Origin of the sequence: Paenibacillus sp. FSL K6-1217, assembly GCF_045040735.1 — a bacterium.
Lineage (GTDB): Bacteria > Bacillota > Bacilli > Paenibacillales > Paenibacillaceae > Paenibacillus_AQ.
In genome coordinates this window covers 1,665,406-1,680,500 of the sequence record NZ_CP150271.1, presented here as the reverse complement: position 1 = coordinate 1,680,500, position 15,095 = coordinate 1,665,406, and the positions used below count along the sequence as shown (strand labels likewise).

The 15,095-nt window shown below is 55.3% G+C and carries 10 protein-coding genes; all 10 read left to right on the top strand.

Annotated elements, in window-relative coordinates; genetic code table 11:
* Positions 1-22 precede the first annotated feature (22 nt).
* The 10 genes from MHH28_RS07170 to yidC all read left to right on the top strand — a co-directional run bounded on the left by MHH28_RS07170 (position 23) and on the right by yidC (position 14,747).
* Positions 23-1,366, top strand: coding sequence for an ABC transporter substrate-binding protein (locus tag MHH28_RS07170; protein ID WP_405113428.1), 1,344 nt, complete (start codon positions 23-25; stop codon positions 1,364-1,366).
* A gap of 61 nt (positions 1,367-1,427) precedes the next feature.
* Positions 1,428-2,336 carry a carbohydrate ABC transporter permease gene (locus MHH28_RS07165; RefSeq protein WP_405116902.1) on the top strand — a complete coding sequence of 303 codons (909 nt, stop codon included), beginning with the start codon at positions 1,428-1,430 and terminating at the stop codon, positions 2,334-2,336.
* A gap of 3 nt (positions 2,337-2,339) precedes the next feature.
* On the top strand, positions 2,340-3,188 hold the full coding sequence (locus MHH28_RS07160; RefSeq protein ID WP_405113426.1) for a carbohydrate ABC transporter permease: 849 nt from the start codon (positions 2,340-2,342) through the stop codon (positions 3,186-3,188).
* 29 nt (positions 3,189-3,217) lie between these two features.
* The gene (locus tag MHH28_RS07155; protein WP_405113424.1) at positions 3,218-5,032 is read left to right on the top strand and encodes a sensor histidine kinase; all 1,815 of its coding nucleotides are present in this window, start codon (positions 3,218-3,220) and stop codon (positions 5,030-5,032) included.
* Positions 5,029-6,648, top strand: coding sequence for a response regulator (locus MHH28_RS07150; protein ID WP_405113422.1), 1,620 nt, complete (start codon positions 5,029-5,031; stop codon positions 6,646-6,648). Before MHH28_RS07155 ends, MHH28_RS07150 begins: the two co-directional genes overlap by 4 nt.
* Before the next feature lie 747 nt (positions 6,649-7,395).
* Positions 7,396-9,186 (top strand): TerB N-terminal domain-containing protein, encoded by a 1,791-nt coding sequence (locus MHH28_RS07145; protein ID WP_405113420.1) that lies wholly within the window; start codon positions 7,396-7,398, stop codon positions 9,184-9,186.
* Positions 9,187-9,196: 10 nt separating this feature from the next.
* Complete coding sequence (locus MHH28_RS07140) at positions 9,197-10,516, top strand: ATP-binding protein (protein WP_405113418.1); 1,320 nt, start codon at positions 9,197-9,199, stop codon at positions 10,514-10,516.
* Positions 10,513-12,714 (top strand): DEAD/DEAH box helicase, encoded by a 2,202-nt coding sequence (locus MHH28_RS07135; protein WP_405113416.1) that lies wholly within the window; start codon positions 10,513-10,515, stop codon positions 12,712-12,714. Before MHH28_RS07140 ends, MHH28_RS07135 begins: the two co-directional genes overlap by 4 nt.
* A gap of 156 nt (positions 12,715-12,870) precedes the next feature.
* Positions 12,871-13,512, top strand: a complete 642-nt coding sequence (locus tag MHH28_RS07130; RefSeq protein ID WP_405113414.1) for a hypothetical protein — start codon at positions 12,871-12,873, stop codon at positions 13,510-13,512.
* Between the two features lie 395 nt (positions 13,513-13,907).
* Positions 13,908-14,747, top strand: a complete 840-nt coding sequence (gene yidC, locus MHH28_RS07125; RefSeq protein WP_405113412.1) for a membrane protein insertase YidC — start codon at positions 13,908-13,910, stop codon at positions 14,745-14,747.
* Positions 14,748-15,095 lie beyond the last annotated feature (348 nt).

The window sequence follows — 15,095 nt, the reverse complement described above, 5'->3', positions numbered from 1 at the left end:
CACAAATTTGAGGAGGCACCAGATGACAATCAAGGGGACCAAAGGACTTGCCTTGCTTCTAAGCTCAATATTGCTGCTGACTACCGCTGCATGCTCATCCAGTGGAGCGAATTCACCGGAGGGGGCCAAGGCTTCCGCCAAGACAGAGGGTTCAGCCTCTGCTATCGAGCTGCGCATGACCTGGTGGGGATCGCAGACACGCCACGATCTGACGACCAAGATGATCAAGCGCTTCGAGGAGAAGAATCCGGGTATCACGATTAAGCCGGAATATTCCGGCTGGGACGGCTATTTCGATAAGCTGTCTACCCAGGTGGCAGGCTCGAATGCTCCGGATATCATTCAGATGGACTATGCGTTCCTGTCCGATTACGCCAAGCGCGGCACCCTGCTGGATCTGACGCCCTATACCCAGGATGGAACACTGCGGACGGAGGGGCATGACAGCAGTATGCTCTCGGCCGGAAGCATCGACAGCAAACTCTATGCCGTTACGCTTGGAGTGAACGCTCCCGGCGTGATCTATAATGCTTCCGTGTTGCAGGAGCTGGGGATTGCCGAGCCGCAGGAGTCATGGACTTGGAAGGATTTTGCTGAGATGGCGAATGCGATTGCTAAGAAGAAAGGCGACGGCTATTATGGCACGCCGGATATCTCGGGCACTACGAATATCTTCGAGGTATTCGTGCGCCAGAACGGGAGCGGCCTGTTCGCCGGGAACAAGCTCGGTGTCTCCAAGGAGGTCATCGATGAATGGTTCAATTACTGGCAGGGGCTGCGGGACAGCGGCGGCGCTACAACGGCAGAGGTGACTGCCGCGATGACGAATGCCCTGGAGACCCGGCCGCTGTCTGTCGGCCAGTCCGCCCTTGATTTCGCCTGGTCCAACCAGCTGATTACCTATCAGAATGTCCTGAAGGACCAGAGCCAGAAGCTGAAGATGCAGGTGATTCCTCATATGGAAGGGGAACAGAAGATCGGCGAATATCTGAAGCCCGGCCAGTTCATCTCCGGGAATGCCAAAACCAAGCATCCAAAGGAGGTAGCGAAGCTGATCGACTTCATGGTCAACGACCCGGAAGGTACCGCTATTCTGGGGGCTGAACGGGGAGTACCGGTTAACTCCGCAGTTCGGGAGCAGCTGAAGCCGTCGCTTACCGCCGAAGAGCAGTTGATTTTTGATTTTATCGATGTGGTCTCCAAGCATTCAAGCGATATTGATCCGCCTTACCCGCAGGGCTTCTCGGAGATTGATAAGAACTTCAAGAGCGCCAGTGAGCAGATCTCCTTCGGTCAGGCCGGAATTGAGCAGGTAAGCGAACAGTTCATCTCCGGTTCGAACGCCATACTGGACAAGGCCAAATAAATACAGAGGAGCGAGGAAGCCATTGAGTGCAGATCTGATTACGGTAGATAGACCAGCAGGAATGAAGCGGCCTAAAACAAAGCTAAGTTACAATCAGAACGGGATTGCGCTTCTGTTCCTGTCGCCCTGGCTGCTGGGGCTGGTGTGCCTGACACTGGGGCCGATGGCGGCCTCACTCTATTTTTCTTTTACAGATTACAGTATTCTGGAGAGCTCCAGATGGATCGGTCTGGACAACTTCAGGGCGATGCTCACCGCAGATCCGTTATTTATCCAATCGCTGAAAGTCACCTTCATCTTCGTATTCGTGTCTGTGCCGCTGAAGCTGATGTTCGCCCTGGCCGTGGCCCTGCTCCTCAACAAAGGAATACGGGGCCTCGGCATCTACCGGACGGTCTATTACATTCCCACACTGCTCGGAGGAAGTGTCGCCATTGCCATGCTGTGGCGCAAGATGCTGGGCGGCGGGGGCCTTGTGAATCAGCTATTGGCCATGGTGGGGATACAGGCGCCAGACTGGGTATCGAATCCCAAATACTCGCTGTATTCGCTTATCCTGCTGTCGGTCTGGCAATTCGGCTCGTCGATGATCATCTTCCTGTCCGGGCTGAAGCAGGTACCGCCGGAATATTATGACGCCTCTTCGGTGGACGGTGCGGGCAAAGTGGGGCAATTCCTGCATATAACGCTGCCGGTGCTGTCTCCGGTCATCTTTTTCAATGTCATCATGCAGACGATCACCGCCTTCCAGTCGTTCACCCAAGCGTTCATTATCAGTAACGGCAGCGGGGGCCCGGTGAATTCCACCCTGATGTATTCCCTGTACCTGTACAAGAAGGGTTTCTCTTTCTTCCAGATGGGATACGCCTCGGCGATGGCCTGGGTGCTGGTGCTGCTGATCGGGATATTTACACTCCTGCTGTTCGGCAGCAGCAAGCTGTGGGTGCATTATGAAGATGGGGGGAAATAAGCTATGGATACAGGCAGCGCATCAAAAAGTACCGCTATGCTGAAGCACTTCATCATCTGTCTGAGCGCCTTTGTCATGCTGTACCCGGTGCTGTGGCTGGTTGGCAGCTCGTTCAAGCCGGCGAATATGATTTTCTCGGAAATCTGGTTCTGGCCCCGCCAGTGGAATTTCCATAATTATGTAAGCGGCTGGCTCGGCTTCCAGGGAAGCTCCTTCGCCCGGTTCCTCCAGAACTCCGCTCTGGTCTCTCTGGGGGCCGTGCTCGGCAACGTCATCACCTGCTCCATGGCAGCGTATGCGTTCGCGCGGCTGAATTTCCGGTTCAAGGCGGCGGGCTTCGCGCTGATGCTGATGACGATTATGCTGCCGCTGCATGTGACGCTCATCCCGCGGTACATCCTGTTTAACCAACTGGGCTGGGTGAACACCTTTGCGCCGCTGGTTCTGCCCAAGTGGATGGCGACGGACGGCTTCTTCATCTTCCTGACTGTACAGTTCATCCGCGGCTTGCCGAAGGAGCTGGACGAAGCGGCAACCATTGACGGCTGCGGCCCGGTTCAGATTTTTAGCCGGATTATTATTCCGCTGGCGCTGCCTGCACTGATCACGACGATGATTTTCACCTTTATGTGGACCTGGGATGATTTCTTCAGCCAGCTCATTTTCTTAAGCGATATTGGCAAATATACCGTACCGCTCGGGCTGCGGCTGTTCCTGGACTCCAGCTCCCAGTCGGATTGGGGCCCGATGTTCGCCATGTCGGTATTGTCGCTGGTGCCATGCTTCGTCCTCTTCATCACACTGCAAAAGTATTTCGTGGAGGGAATTGCGACATCCGGCCTGAAAGGATAGAATCTTGGGAAAAGCATAGGGTGGGGCAGATGCAAAAAAGAATGCTCGGCACCTGGCTGCTGCGGATCAGGCGGAGCAAGCTCTCCACGCTGATGGCGGCCAGTATTATTACGTTCAATCTGATCTTTCTCGGGTTCATTGTCCTGCTGGCGTACCGTACCTTCTCGGATGTAACTTTCAGGGAGATCAGCACCACCAGGCTTGCCCTGCTTAATGAGAGCACGAAGCGCGGCTTCGACTTCATGACCAATGTGTCGGGGACCGCTTACTCCATTGCAGCGAACAAGAGCATTATTGAGGGGCTGGAGACTACTCCTGCCTCCAAGTATCAGATGATCTCCAGGAGGCGCGAGATTACGGAGATTCTTCAGCATTCGCTGGTGCTGAACGAAGGGGTAAGCTCGATTGAGATTTACAGTGATTTGTTCAGCGGGGTGCCGCAAAGCTCCACGGATCTGGTCTTTCCGGTCTCTTCGATAAGGAACGAGAGCTGGTATCCCCAGCTGAAGCAGGCGGATTCGCTGTGGGTTCCTCTGGAGGGCAGCGGCGGTGATGATGAGCCTTATCTGATCGGCCATATCCAGCATCTGTTCGGAAATGAAGGCAAGACGATCGGCTACCTCTATATCCGGCTGTCCGCAGACGATATCCTGAAGCAGTTCAAGGATATTCCTACGGTGCTGGACGGGCAGATTCATCTGGTGGACACAAGCGGCAATCTCCTGCTGCTGGTGAACAAGGAGAATGGTTCTCCCGGTAAGGCTGTGCTGGATGCGGGCTGGCTCTACCAGCATACGTATGAGGGCAATGAAGGCTATGAGCTGCTGAAGAAGGCCGGACAGTCCTATCTCGTCCTGTTCTCCAGACCGAGCACCATCTCCTGGCGGCTGGTCCAGGTCATCCCGACCCGCGAGCTGCTGCAGGAGGTTCGCAAGGCGGACAGGCAGGTGATCGGGATCGGCCTGCTCAGCCTGCTTCTGTCGGCGCTGCTGGCGTACTTCTTCATCCGCAGCATGATCCGTCCGGTGCGCAGGCTGATTCAGGAGATGCGGAAGCTGGAACGCGGAGATTTCCGTGCCAGTATGAGTGAGTCGCTGACGGAGGAATACACGCAGATGTCTTACGGCTTCAACCACATGGTGAACCGGCTGCAGGAGCTGGTGCAGAGCGAGCGTGAAGCAAGCGCCGCGAAGCGGGAGGCGCAGGCGGGGCTGCTGGAGGCCCAGATCAAGCCGCATTTCCTGTACAACACCCTGGATATGATTCACTGGAAGGCGATGGATTACGATGCCCGGGATATCAGCTACATGATTACCCAGCTTGGCAAAATGCTGCGAATTGGCCTCAGCGGCGGCCGAATGCTCATCCGTCTGCGCGACGAGCTGGAGCATGCGCGGTGTTATGTGAGCATCCAGCAGGAACGGCTGCCGATTGCCATTGAGTATACGGAGTCGATTGCGGACCCGGCGGTCCGGAGCTATTTCATTCCGAAGGTCATCCTCCAGCCGCTGATCGAGAATTCAATTCTCCACGGTAGCCGGGAGCCGGGCTCAGGTCCTTTGCAGATTCATTTGGAGGTTCGGGAGGTCAAGGTGCCGGGAAGCCAGCCTTACCTGCAAATCACGCTGCTGGATAACGGCCGGGGCTTGGCGGAAGGCTGGTCGATGGAGCAGGTGAGTGGCATTGGCACCCGGAATGTGATGAGCCGGATTCAGCTGTATTGCGGTGAACCGTATGGACTATATTTGACCAACCGGCCGGAGAAAGGGGTTGCGGCTATGATTACGCTGCCAGTCATTGAGACGGAGGAGCAGCTGGAGCGGCTGCTGCGAGATCAGACATGAGCCGCTCTATACTGCTGGTGGATGACGACCCGCATATTCTGAAAGCCCTAACGAGACATGTCAGCTGGGAGAAGCTGGGCCTGACCCTGGCCGGAACAGCGGTCAACGGCCATGAAGCGCTGGAGCTGTTCCGCAGGCTCTCCCCCGATCTGGTGATGACCGATGTCTATATGCCGGGCATGGGCGGCCTGGAGCTTACAGAGGCGCTGAGGGAGCTGGCACCCGAGCTGCCGGTTATCATCCTTAGCGGCTACGAGGAGTTCGAGAATGCCCGGCAGGCGATGCGCTGGGGAGTCAGCCATTTCCTGCTGAAGCCGGCCCGGGTAGAGGAGATAGAAGCGGTACTCCGCGCTGTGCTGCTGGATCTGGAGGCCGGAGAGCAGAAGAAGCGGCTGGAGGAGCGTTATCAGCAGGAGATCGGGCGCACCCTTCCTTTTGTGCGGGAACGCCTGCTTATGGAGCTGTTGACCACCCGCTACAGTGCGGAGGAATGCTCCGAGGAACGGCTCGGATATCTGCAGATTGCCCGTCCGCAGCGGCTGGCGGCGGCCAGCATCCAGCTGAACCGTCCTGCGCCGCTGCATAAGCTGAAGGAGCGCGAGTGGCAGCTGCTGCGCTTCGGAGCTGGGAATATCTGCAGGGAGACGCTTCAGCACAAGCTTGCCGGTCATCCCTCTGTGCAGGGGCATGTGCTGGACTATTCCGACGATCTGCTGGTGGTTCTGCTGCTGGACCGTGAGGCGGGAGAGCCGATCCCGGTTCTGAAGGAGGTCGTTCAGGAGACGATGGATAAAATCCGGAATTATATTCAGCTCCAGGCCTATGCCGGAATCGGATCGGTCAAGCCTGCTATACATGAACTGATGGATTCGTATCTGGAGAGCAGGGAGGCACTTGCCGCCGCTGAATTTCAGGAGACCAGCCCGATCTACGCTTATGAGCCATGCGGGGGCACCAGCCCTTGGACACTGGAGGACTATTCCCGGCTGCTCCAGGAGTGGAATGAGGTACTGCTGTGTAAGGAGTCGTCCAAAATATGGGCTACCTGGGAGATCATCTTCGGCAGGCTCCGGCAGGAGGACCAGAATAATATTCAGGATATACAGACGGTGTGTGTCGGACTGTTCACTACATTAATGTATTACTGGAATGCCTGTTGCCCCGGCCGCACTCCTCCTATGAGCATGTCCGAATTTCTGCAGGCCGTGACGGGCTACTATACCTGGAGAAGCTTAACGGAGTGGATGGGCCAGATGATTCCGGCATTCCTGACAGCGGCCTTCACCGAGATGAATGTCAAGAAGAACCGGCTGGTAGAGAGCGTCAAAAACTACGTGGAAGCCCACTATAACCAGGAGATCAGCTTCATGGGACTTGCGCAGGAGCTGCATGTGCATCCGAAATATCTAAGCCAGCTGTTCAAACGGATCAGCGGTGAGAATTTCGTCAGCTACCTGAACCAGTACCGGGTGGACCGGGCCATCGAGTTCCTGCAATCCGGCCAGCATATGGTGTATGAGATCAGTGAAATGGTAGGCTTCAACAACCCCGCCTATTTCAGTCAGGTGTTCAAGATGATTACCGGGCGCAGCCCTAGTGATTATTTGAGGGGGTGAGGGTGGGGCGAGGGAACAGGTGGGAGTACAAGTACAAGTTAAACTCCTGCAGCCTTGCTCCGCTTGCAGCCCGCAGGGTGAGTATAGTATATTCTTATGGAGACACAAACGAACGTTCTCATTGCCCGGCAGGTAAAATCAAGTTGCGGTGCGGTGACAGGCGCTCTCATCCAAGATCTTGAGGAGTTAGTCTCTCAAGGTCTTTTTATTGATTTATGGCGGGAAACCTGAGGGCAGGTGGATTCCTGCTGTGCAACTGTGCGACTACATAGATGCGGACGGCACCTCGGATATTTTAGCGGTGATGTGGACTGAGAATCCGTTATTTCTTCAAAAAGCTACTTTATGAGGCCCGAGCGGACTGAGAAGCGCTTATTTGGGTTATTCGGCCCTGAAATGAGACGTTATCGTTCAATTAAGGGATTCTGAGTCCGCTTGACCGTCATATTTGCCTGATTTGTTCAGCATAACGGAATCTCAGTCCGGCAGAGCGGGTGGGGAGTAATAGTAACATGAAGTGGTAGGGAATAGCTAAGTAGATGTGAGTTGCTGTAAAGAAGTAGGGAGAAGCTGTAAGTAACAGTAAGTAGAAGTGAGTAGAAGTGAGTAGTATCGAGAAAGAAGCAGAGTTGCAGTAAGAGTAGTTTCATTAACCGTACCTGCACATGACTGGAACGGCTGCATCCGCTGCATAGGGTATATGATATAATGTGAGAATTACCAAGACATACGGGTGGGGCGATGAGCATGGCTAAAGACAGGCAGGGGCTGCATTTCTCGGAGCTGGTCTGGGAGAGTACGGAGCAGAATGTGGCGATTCCGCCGCGCGGTACTGTAGATGAAGGCAGCCGGAAGCCTAAGTCAGAGCCGGTTAAGAAGAAAACATCCGGTTACGATACAGTCCAGCTTAAGCTTTGGGATATGGAAGAGAGTGTGGAGCCGGTAACCACCACAGAGAGTGAGTTCGTCCAGCGGGCACGTGAGCTTGTAGAGCACGAGGAGCCTGCGGCGCTGTTCGTCCCGTTCAAAAGCTATTGGCCTACCTACGGGCATATGACCGGCGCGCAGAGCAGATGGTATTTCTTCTGGCGGGATGAGGTCCGGCAGGGGCGGTACCCGAAGACCGACCTCTCTTATATCTTCCTGCATATCTATGAGCTGATTAATGGCGTGGGCTGGGACGAGCCTCAAGAGGGCTGCCGTCAGCTCAGCTTGTTGTGGGAAGCCTACCGCGACAGCTATAAACGCCTGGATCAGTACCTCAGCGGGTGGATTGCGGATTTCTCTTTTGTCCATAAGCTGGATATTCCGCTCTCGGAGATTGTGGCCCGTTCGCGAGGGTTGGCCGGGGATCTGGCGGAGCTTGAGCTGGTCCGTTGCCTATCTACTGCCCCGGAGCAGCTTAGCATCGAGGTGCTGAGTGTGATGTCGGACTATGATATCAGCAAGTCGAAATTCTACACCGGTGAAGGTAAAATCGCTGCGGATCGTTACATTCCCCTGGTTGTAGCCTTAATCGATGCCTATGTCGCGCGGAAGCACGGCTCGAATCTGATCACGATGTTCCCGCCCGGCCCGCCGGTCGTCCGTGAACGGTATTTGTTCCGCAGCGCTGTATACGATATCTCCCTGTATGGCTATTCTGTTCTTGTACCTGTCATCCGGGTGAGCAAGTCCCCTCCGTTGCGCAGCCTGATTACCCGCCTGTTCCGGCTGACCGAGAATAAGCTGCGGGCGCTGATGGGCTACCGGGGAAGACTGAAGGATGTCCGGGTCGATGCCGATATGGATGATCTCGTGACCAAGTTCCTGGAGCGTGAATTCCGTAAGGCGGAGCAGGAAGAGAAGGGACCGGCGGTGGTCATCGACCAGCGGAAGCTGGAGCAGCTGGCAAGCGACTCTGAGGTGGTGCGTTCCCTGCTTACGGTGGAAGAAACCGGGGAGCCGGGTCATGAAGATTATGATGCGGATTGGAAAAATGAAGCGTTAGAGGCCGCTGGAGGAACTAAGTTGGCTGGTGACGGAAGTGATGCGGCTGGAAGATCCGGATCAGCGGGCGAGGAAAGTGATCTAGAAGCGGCTGTAGGTACCGGATCACTAGATAAGGTGACGTACAGGGGAGCTGAATCAGCGAATGCGGAAATTGATTCCGTTAGCTCTGCAAAAGCTGAAGAACAGGTTAGCCGGATGGCAGGTGGTGAGCCGACAGAAGGGGGCAGGGAAGAGCTTCCCGGTGTTTACCCGTATGCCGCGCACAAGCTTACCAACACCCAGCCGCCACCTTCTGATAGCGAAGCGGACCGCTGGACAGTGTTCGCTTCGGAGCTGACTCCGCTGCAACGGGAGGCCGTGCTGGCGCTGGCAGAGGAGGGTGGTCCTGCTGAGGTTCAGCGGCTGGCCGCAGGCGCCGGGACGATGGCGGTGCTGCTGTTCGATGAGATTAATGAGCTGGCGATGGACAGTCTGGGAGACCTCATCATTGACGGGGAAGAACTGACCGAAGAATGTCTATCCATGCTGGACTATATAAAGAGGTGAAAATTCGTAAATGAACCCACTCAAAATACCGAAGCGGATGACCACCGCGCTCGTCAACTCGCTGACAGCGGGAGTTGTGCCGCGGATCGGTCTTGAACATATCGCCGTCGGCCGCCGGCCGGAGGTGGAGGCGATTCTCCGTGATATGGAGAACATCGCCGACGGCGGAGCCGCCTTTAAGCTGATTACAGGCAAGTTCGGCAGCGGCAAAAGCTTCCTGCTCCAGATCATCCGCAACTATGCGATGGACCGCGACTTCGTGGTTGCCGATGCCGACCTGTCACCGGAGCGGCGGCTGGTCGGCACGAAGGGCCAGGGGCTCGCCACCTACCGCGAGCTGATGAGCCATCTCTCGACCCGGACACGCCCGGATGGAGGGGCGCTGGAGATTATGCTGCAGAAGTGGATCATGACACTGCAGCAGGCGGTGATGCAGGAGAAGGGCTACGGCCCTGACGCACCGGAGCTGGGCGACGAGGTCGAACAGCGCATCTATTCGGTAGCCTCCGGGATGCGCGGGCTGGTGCATGGCTTCGACTTCGCCAAGGTGCTGGCCTCCTACTGGAACGGGCATAAGCTGGCCGATGACGGGCTGAAGCAGGATTCCCTGCGCTGGCTGCGGGGAGAGTTCCCGACCCGTACAGAAGCGCGGAAGGCGCTCGGTGTGGGTGTCATCATCGATGATGACAACTGGTATGACTACATGAAGCTATGGGCGGAATTCACCGGAGCCATTGGCTATAAGGGCTTGCTGCTGTTCATCGATGAAGGAGTCAACCTCTATAAGATTACCAACAGCATCTCGCGGCAGAGCAATTACGAGAAGCTGCTGACCATGTTCAATGATACGATGCAGGGGAAGGCAGAGCGGCTGGGCATCTTCGTTGGCGGTACGCCGCAGTTCGTGGAGGACCACCGGCGCGGACTGTTCAGCTATGAGGCCCTGCGCTCCCGGCTGGTAGCCGGACGGTATGCAGGCAGCGGATTGAACAACTTCACCGGGCCGATTATCGCGCTGGACATGCTTTCTCATGAAGAGATTCTGATCCTGCTCCAGAAGCTGCGGGATATCCATGCGCTGCATTATGGTTATGAAGCGGGGCTTACGCAAGAGCAGCTGGTGCATTTCATGGAAGAGGCGGTCAACCGGCTGGGAGCTGATGAGCTGCTCACCGCTCGAGAGGTTGTGCGGGATTTCATGGATCTGCTGCATACCCTGCACCAGCATCCGGAGCTTTCATTCGAGAAGCTGGTCGGAGAGCGGACTTCGCGGCCCGCCGGGACGGAGCAGAATGAGCTGGACGGCTTGCTTGCGGAGTTCGACCTATGAGTGATAACCCGTTCTACCGTCTGGCCCCGTTCATCAAGGAATTCATCTACAAGAACCGCTGGGATACACTGCGCGAGGCACAGGTCGATGCCTGCCGTGTGCTGTTTGATACGCCGCATCACCTGCTGATTGCTTCAGGGACGGCCTCAGGCAAGACCGAAGCGGCCTTCTTCCCTGCGCTTACGGAGCTGTATGAGCGTCCGTCTGCATCGGTGGGCATTCTGTATATTGCGCCGCTGAAGGCGCTGATCAACGACCAGTTCACACGGCTGAATGATCTACTGCGGGAAGGGAATATTCCGGTCTGGCACTGGCATGGCGATGTGCCGCAGGCGGACAAGACCAAGCTGATGCAGAACCCTTCGGGAGTACTGCAGATTACCCCGGAATCGCTGGAGGGCCTGCTGATGAACCGCCCGAATGCGATTCCGGCCCTGTTCCATGATCTGCGCTTCATCGTTATCGATGAAGTTCATGCCTTCATGGGCGCGGACCGCGGCATTCAGGTGCTGAGCCAGCTGGCGCGGATCTCGCGGATGGCGGGTTGTCATCCGCGGCGGATCGGCCTCTCGGCGACACTGAGCGACTATGCCTCTGTCACGGAGTGGCTGGCGGCGGGCACGCGCGAGAGCGTAGAGGTCAGCGCGCCGCAGGGCGGGCGCAAGCTGCGGCTGAGCGTGGAGCATTTCTCGTTCCCGGATGCGCGGAATGAGGAGGAGGCCGAGCACCTGGAGCGGGCGCGCCAGGCGTATTACGGTTTCATCTATGATCACACGCATGTCAAGAAAGCGTTGATCTTCACGAACAGCCGCACCGATGCCGAAGAGGCCATCCTGGAGATGCGGCGGATTGCCGCGAAGCGCGGCGAGCGGGATGTCTTCCATGTGCATCATGGAAGCATCTCCGCGATGCTGCGCGAGGAGACGGAGGCTACGCTCCGTGAGGGTGCGGGGCCAGCCGTGGCTGCAGCGACGCTGACGCTGGAGCTGGGGATTGACCTGGGCGAGCTGGAACGTGTGCTCCAGCTCGGCGCACCCTACAGCTGCGCGAGCTTCGTGCAGCGGCTGGGCCGCTCGGGCAGGCGCGGGGACGCCGCCTCCGAGATGATCTTCGTCACGCCCGAGGAGGAGGACGAGGAGGCGCAGCTCCCGGCGCGCATGCCGTGGACGCTGCTGCGGGCCATTGCCGTGATCGAGCTGTACGTACGCGAGAAATGGGTAGAGCCGCTGGCCGTGCGCCAGCTCCCGGTCGGTCTCCTGTATCATCAGACGATGAGCATCTTGAAGAGCTTAGGCGAAGCAGAGCCGGAGGATCTGAAGGAGGCTGTACTGAGCCTGCCGTCCTTCCGCAGCATCGATCCCGCTGATTATGATGATTTCATGGAGTACATGCTGGGCATGGGCCATATTGAGAAGATGGATGAGGGCAGCCTGCTGATCGGAATGGCGGGGGAGAAGATCGTCAACAACTTCCGGTTCTATGCGGTATTCAAAGACGATGAAGAGCATGTCGTCTATAATGGGACGGAGGAGATCGGGTCCATTACCACCGTGCCGCCTCCAGGCTACTGCTTCACACTGGCAGGCAAGCTGTGGAAGGTCGAAGAGGTGGACAACCGCCATAAGGCTGTCTATGTCAAAGGCTCGCGCGGCAAAGTGGACACCCTATGGCTCGGCGCAGGCGGAGATGTCCATACCCGGATCATGACGAAGATCCGCGAAGTATTAGGGTCTACGGCCCTATACCCTTACCTTGCGCCAAGCGCAGCCGCCAGACTGGAACGGGCGCGCAGGCTCGCGAAGGAGAGCGGGCTGCTGACACGTTCGGTTCTGCCAGCCGGGGGAGACTCCATGTTCATCCTTCCGTGGGCTGGCAGCCGCCAGTTCCGTACGCTGGAGCGCCTGCTCAAGAACAATCTGAAGGAGCCGCTTGGCTTGCGTTCGGTCGTGCCGATGGAACCGTATTATATGGTGGTCGCCGGTAAAGTGGATGCAGAGAAGCTGGAGGATGAGATCATCGCCGAGACCGCTGCCGCCACGGATGCAATCATGCTCCTGAAGCCGGATGAGGCCCCTTACCTCGGCAAATACGACGAGTTCATCCCGCATGATCTGCTGCGCAAAGCCTTTTCGCTCGACGGCCTCGATGTGCCAGGTCTGGTCAGCGTGATCAAACAGTGGAAGCAACCACCGGCATAATTGCTATAGCGATAGCCAATATGCGGAGATGTATCTCGCTTATACAACAAGAAGCAGTCGATCCTATCGTGATCAGCTGCTTTTTGTTTAACCACGGAAATTATACAAAGAAATACGGTAAAATTAGAAAAATATTATATGGTGGGTGAGGATTCTATGGAAGCAAAAGCGTTAGAGCGTTTACCGGATCCAACAATGTTACAAAAGCTAATGAAAATCCAAGCTTCACTGAATATTATTCTTTGTCAGGAGGAATGGCTTCGTTACCATAGCATTATTCAAGATTGGAATGAGGGTGTGACTATGGCGAAAATAGATAATGGAGCAGGGGATCATTTATTTATTTTGTTTTCCAATGAAGGCTCCATAATAAAAGGCTTCGATCACGAATCTGAATTAAGCCCATATGCACAAGATGAACATAAAGTATGGCAAGGGATTTATGATGACGTCCCAAAGGAATTATTATCTTTACTTGAAGATGATGCAATTGAAAAAGAAGATGTGACATTTTGTATTTGGCGTAAAAACAGTGACACCAGCTGGCACAAAGGAAACGTTGAGATTCCAGAAGGGACAAGCGATGGTTCTGATTTTTTATTGGGCTGTATATTCCATACACCAGAGGATTTTGTGGAATTTGCAACAGATTACTTTGAATTATCCCTATCCTTAGAGGTTGTTGCAAAAATCTACGAGGATCTCTCCGTTACGGAAGAGATGATTCATATCTTGAATTCCAGCTGTGACGTAAAGGAAGTTCTTCAAGAATTAGAGCTATTACGCTTAAGAGGTTAGTGAGATTCACTGGTATTACCCGGAATCGTGGAACCGCACCGCCACTATGACGTATAGACGTTTAACCATTATTCAAATTATTCCATTATGACGCATACAGACGGAGGTGAACCGGACTGGAGCATTTCTATGACTTGATTCAATTGGCATTCTCCATCGCTCTTATCTATTCATTAGTGTCAATTCCCTTTACCTACTTTTCCATCCAGGAGATCCGCTGGGGTTATGAACTTGCTGCACCCGGTTTAACTTGGTCGGTATCAGTCAGACTGACGCAGCCGAGCAGTATTCAGCGCTGGATCGCACGAACCGCCAGGCGAAGAGAAGCACCTGATGACGAAGACAATCGTCCTTCCCCATATTGAGATCCATACATTCAATTAGGGAGGATAATAATGAACAATATGAACCTGTATCCACAATGGGCCAAGCCCATTCTCGTCCTAGCGATGGGACTTATCCCGGCCCTAGTGCTTAGCGGCTGCTCAGCAGCATCCCAAGCCAGCCCGATTCTTGCAGATTCACCGGGGATATTCAACCACTTCTTTATTTATCCGTTCTCGTACTTAATCCAATTCTTCGGGGATGTATTCCAAGGAAACTACGGCTTATCGATTGTGCTCATGACTCTCATCATCAGGCTTGCGATCCTGCCGCTGATGATGAACCATACGAAGAAGCAAATAGCCATGAAGGCCAAGATGGCCGTCCTCCAGCCGGAGTTAACGGAGTTGAAGGAGAGGTATAAGAACAACGTCAGTGCAGATGCCGCAAAACAGCAGCAGGCCGAAATGATGCAGCTCTACCAAAAGCATCAGTTCAATCCGTTAAGTATGGGGTGCTTGCCGATGCTTCTCCAATGGCCGATTACCCTTGCATTTTATTACGCCATCCGCCGTACCCCGGAGATTGCCGCACACGATTTCCTATGGTTCAACCTGGGGACCGCAGATATGATTCTGCCGTTTATTGCCGCAGCGGTCTATTACGTGCAGTTCCGCGTATCGCAATCCGCAGCTGTACAGAATCAGCAAAGCCCGAGTAATCAAATGGCTTGGATGGGATGGTTGTCGCCGGTCATGATGGGCCTGTTCTCATTTCAGGTGCCCGCAGCCTTGCCGCTCTATTGGGTGGTTGGCGGGATATTCATTATCGTGCAGACGGTCATTCTGAATAAAATGTACGCGAAGCCGGACTTAGCAAGTAAGAACTTATCTGCCGGTGTAGAAAATTGATCTTGGATTCCGCTTAAACAGCGGAGCGGACGAAACGACCCGCGTAAAAGCGGCAGCGTTCGCCTGAAAGCTTTCCGCAGGAAAGCTCGCATCGTAAGCAGCGTGCCCAGCAAAGCGCGCAATCTCTAGCCGGTGAAAGTCCGGTCGCGGGAGGGGCCAAGCCCCCGCGTAGCTAGGATGCCTGCACATGGCGAAATCTGTGTGTAGAAGCGCATCGACAGAAGTGCGGTTGTAGGACCGTGCGAGCAACTGACCAGGCCGCAACATCAAGTGAATCCTGCCGCGTCGTCAATGCGGCCTCGCAAGAGGGCAAGAGGAAGCCGAGTCTCGTGCTTTCGGACGAAGGCC